The following is a 3,325-nucleotide window of genomic DNA, read 5'->3' on the forward strand; positions in this document are numbered from 1 at the left end:
CCACTGGACCAGCCTGCTCGAGGCCCGGGTGGTGATCGGAGATTTCAAGACCGACCACAACCGGCGGCACCGGCATTCGGCGCTGGGCTACCGGACACCGGCCGAGTACGCTGCGGCCTGCACCCACACCCACCACCCGGTGGGATGCGGAACCAACTGAACACCGCACCAATATCACCTGACTCTATTCCCGGGTGGTCGCGTTATCGGGGACTGCTCACACCCTGGACAGCCTACGGTAGCCTTCACGCCCGCCAATACGAGCCGACTTGATCGGCTGAACTCGCTATCATAAGACTGAGCCTGCCGCGGTGCGGTGGCCCGTACGTCTTGCAATCAGCATGGCGGACGTCCTATAGCAGCCAACTCGCCTAGTACTCCAGCCGGACTTTATCGGCGATGATTCTGCTGGTCAGGGCGCTGGGGGTTGGGCGGCCACCGCGTGATCAGGTTGTGTTTGTGTGGGACACAACTGAATTGGCGGTGGCCGCGCTCGACAGCGTAGCCGCCGCGCGGTGGCGGCAACAGTTCGACGAGTTCACCGGCGCGATCGGGTCACGGTTCGCGCGAGCAGAGACTCGCGCGACCGCCGGACGAATGCTGGCGGGGATGATGTCGGAGCTGCCGGCCAAGAACTGCTGGACACTGGCCGAACACGCCGGCGATCGGTCACCGGACGCGATGCAGCACCTGCTCGCCTCGGCGGTACTGGATGAGGAGGGATTGCGAGATGACCTGCGTGACTATGTGATCGGGCATCTGGGTGAGGTGGACGCGATACTCGTGGTCGATGAGACCGGTGACCTGAAGAAAGGTGTGCACACGGTCGGAGTCCAGCGTCAATACACCGGCACGGCCGGTCGGATCGAGAACAGTCAGGTCGCGGTGTATCTCACCTACGCCACCGCCGCTGGTCACGCTTTCCTCGACCGCGCCCTCTACCTGCCGAAATCGTGGACCAACGACCCCGCCCGCTGCCGGGACGCGGGGGTTCCCGCCGAGGTGGGTTTCGCCACCAAACCCGCTCTGGCGAAACGCTTGATCATCGACGCGCTCGATGCCGGTATCCCCGCGCTGTGGGTGACCGGCGGCGAGGTCTACGGCAGTGACCCGAAACTGCGTGCCGCACTCCGAGCTCGCGGCACCGGCTACGTTCTCGCTGTCGCGTGCGATCATCGCCTCGAGACAACGACCGGCCGCGTCCGCGCCGACATCCTCGCGAAAAGCTTGCCGAAACGGGCATGGCAGCCGCTCTCGGCCGGGGACGGAGCCAAAGGTCCGCGCGTCTACGACTGGGCCTGGATCGAGATCGGCGACGGCGACGGCGACGGCGACAATCCTGGCCCCGGATACCATTGGCTGCTGATTCGCCGTCACCAGCGCACGGGGGAACTTGCCTACTACCGCTGCTGGAACGGGCAACCGGTGCCGCTGGCCCGGCTGGTGAAAGTGGCCGGTCGACGCTGGTCGACAGAGGAGAATTTCCAATCCGCCAAGACTCTGACCGGCCTGGACCAACACCAGGTCCGGAGCTGGCGCTCCTGGCACCGCTGGACCCTGCTCGCGATGCTCGCCCACGCCTTCCTCACCGTCTCGGCCATCACCCACCCCACCGACCCGGCTCTCCCCGACCTGATCGCATTGACCCGCAACGAAATCCGGCATCTGCTCACCACACTGGTCCTCACACCGATCCACAACCTCGGCTACCGGATGCGTTGGTCGCACTGGCGACGCCGACACCAATACCGCGCCCGACGCAGCCACTACCAGCGACGATCCCAACTCACACCGTGATCCGGAAGTCCGGCTGGAGTACTAGGCGGGTCCGTGACCGTGGCATCGTCGTCCGTAACGTTCGCAAAAGCGTCGAGTCCAGCGACCGCCTCGGTCGACACCGGTGGGTGATCGAACGAACGATCTCCTGGCTGACCGGCTATCACCGGCTCAACAGCCGTTACGACCGCAAGGCGAAACACTTACTCGGATTCCTCACCCTCGCCGCGGCTCTGACCGGCTACAAGAAACTCGCCAAGGCGAAACCCGCGACATGAGACACGGTCTTCGCAATATTCATCAAGACTGAATTTATCGTCCATCCATCCATCCTGGTCTGGGCAGCTACTTCGAGTTGGAACGCGGTGCAAAGGTGTTGGCGGTTGGGTTGGCTGCGTCGTCGAGTTGGCCTGCCAGTCAGCCTGTTCCCCGCCGACCGGGGCATTCAACATGCCGACGAATTACCTCCACCCAAACTTGGCGTTTCGACTGGCCGAGTGCCGATCGCCGCCCGTGCTATAGGTCCCGCTACCGCGATGTGGGTGTCGGCTGGGTCCGGTCATTGATCTTCTTGGTGGTTTGGTACGGGATGGCCGATATCGAAGGAGAGTCTCGCGTGGTGTTCTCGGTGGTCGTAGGTCGCGGTGAAGCGGTAGGCGTTGAGCAGTTGCCGCAGTGGGGCGGTGGGGAGTTCGGTGAGGTCCACGTCGATGTAGGGGAGGCGGTCGAGAATTGCTGCGATCGTGTCCGTTTGTGTCTCGAACTGGGGGAGGGCCTCGAGTTTCGAAGTGGTAGCGCGGTGTTGGGCGTCTAGGGCGCGCAGGTGTTGTTGGATGTCATCGACGGTCGTGCGGTCGAGGTCAGGGTCGAACAGCGAGAGGTTGCGGATGAGGCGGTCCCTGCGTGCGTCGATGGAGGTGAGTTCGTTTTGCAGGGTCTGGGTCTCGTCATGGTGTCCGTGACGGTCGTTGCCGTCGGAGGTGTGTAGGAGGGCGTGAAGATTCCGGCGGTGGGCGGTGCCGAGGATGAGGGCGTTGAAGGAGTCACTGATCGCGGTCAGGATCTGATTCTCGGGTAAAGTGATGGTGGTTGGATGATGTTGGGGGAGTTTGTGTTTGGGTGGTTGGCAGATGTAGTAGATGCGGGGGCCGTCGGTTCTGCCGCAGAAGCGGTATCCGCAGTGAGCGCAGGTTATGTAGGAGCGGAGTTTGTAGGTGGTCTTCGCTCGGGGGCTGGTGTTGGGTGCGCCAGGGTACGGGTCGTGTCGTGAACGTTCGGTAGTTGGGGCGATGGTTTGGGCGTAGGTGAATTGTTCGATTGTGATGATGGCGGGATGGACGGGTTGTGCTGACCAGATCCATTGCTCGGGTGGGTTGGTCTTCGATCGGTGGTGGGCGGTTTTCATGCGGGTGCGGTTGTAGACCTGGTAGCCGGTGTATTTGGGATTGCGCAGGATGTGGGTGATGGTCGAGATCGCCCAAGCGCCGCCTGTGGGGGCAGGGTAGCGGGTGGGGTGGGTGTTGAGGCGGTCGGCGATGCGGTGGTAGCC

Annotated in this window: 4 protein-coding genes; 3 read left to right on the forward strand and 1 reads right to left on the reverse strand. The window is 63.3% G+C overall.

Going from position 1 to position 3,325, the window contains the following annotated elements; translation table 11 throughout:
* Positions 1 to 13: 13 nt before the first annotated feature.
* The 3 genes from JZ792_RS40855 to JZ792_RS42515 all read left to right on the forward strand — a co-directional run bounded on the left by JZ792_RS40855 (position 14) and on the right by JZ792_RS42515 (position 2,054).
* Positions 14 to 160: a hypothetical protein gene (locus JZ792_RS40855; protein ID WP_438804326.1), complete on the forward strand. Its 147-nt coding sequence runs from the start codon at positions 14 to 16 to the stop codon at positions 158 to 160.
* 323 nt (positions 161 to 483) lie between these two features.
* On the forward strand, positions 484 to 1,797 hold the full coding sequence (locus JZ792_RS40860; RefSeq protein WP_438804444.1) for an IS701 family transposase: 1,314 nt from the start codon (positions 484 to 486) through the stop codon (positions 1,795 to 1,797).
* A complete protein-coding gene (locus JZ792_RS42515; RefSeq protein ID WP_308165648.1) occupies positions 1,794 to 2,054 on the forward strand; it encodes a transposase in 261 nt (86 codons plus the stop codon). Before JZ792_RS40860 ends, JZ792_RS42515 begins: the two co-directional genes overlap by 4 nt.
* A 281-nt stretch (positions 2,055 to 2,335) precedes the next feature.
* Here the strand turns inward: JZ792_RS42515 and JZ792_RS40870 are convergent.
* On the reverse strand, positions 2,336 to 3,325 hold a 990-nt coding region (locus tag JZ792_RS40870), incomplete at its 5' end, for a recombinase family protein (protein WP_216918314.1).

The organism is Nocardia noduli (assembly GCF_019038455.1).
In the GTDB taxonomy this organism is placed as follows: Bacteria; Actinomycetota; Actinomycetes; order Mycobacteriales; family Mycobacteriaceae; genus Nocardia; species Nocardia noduli.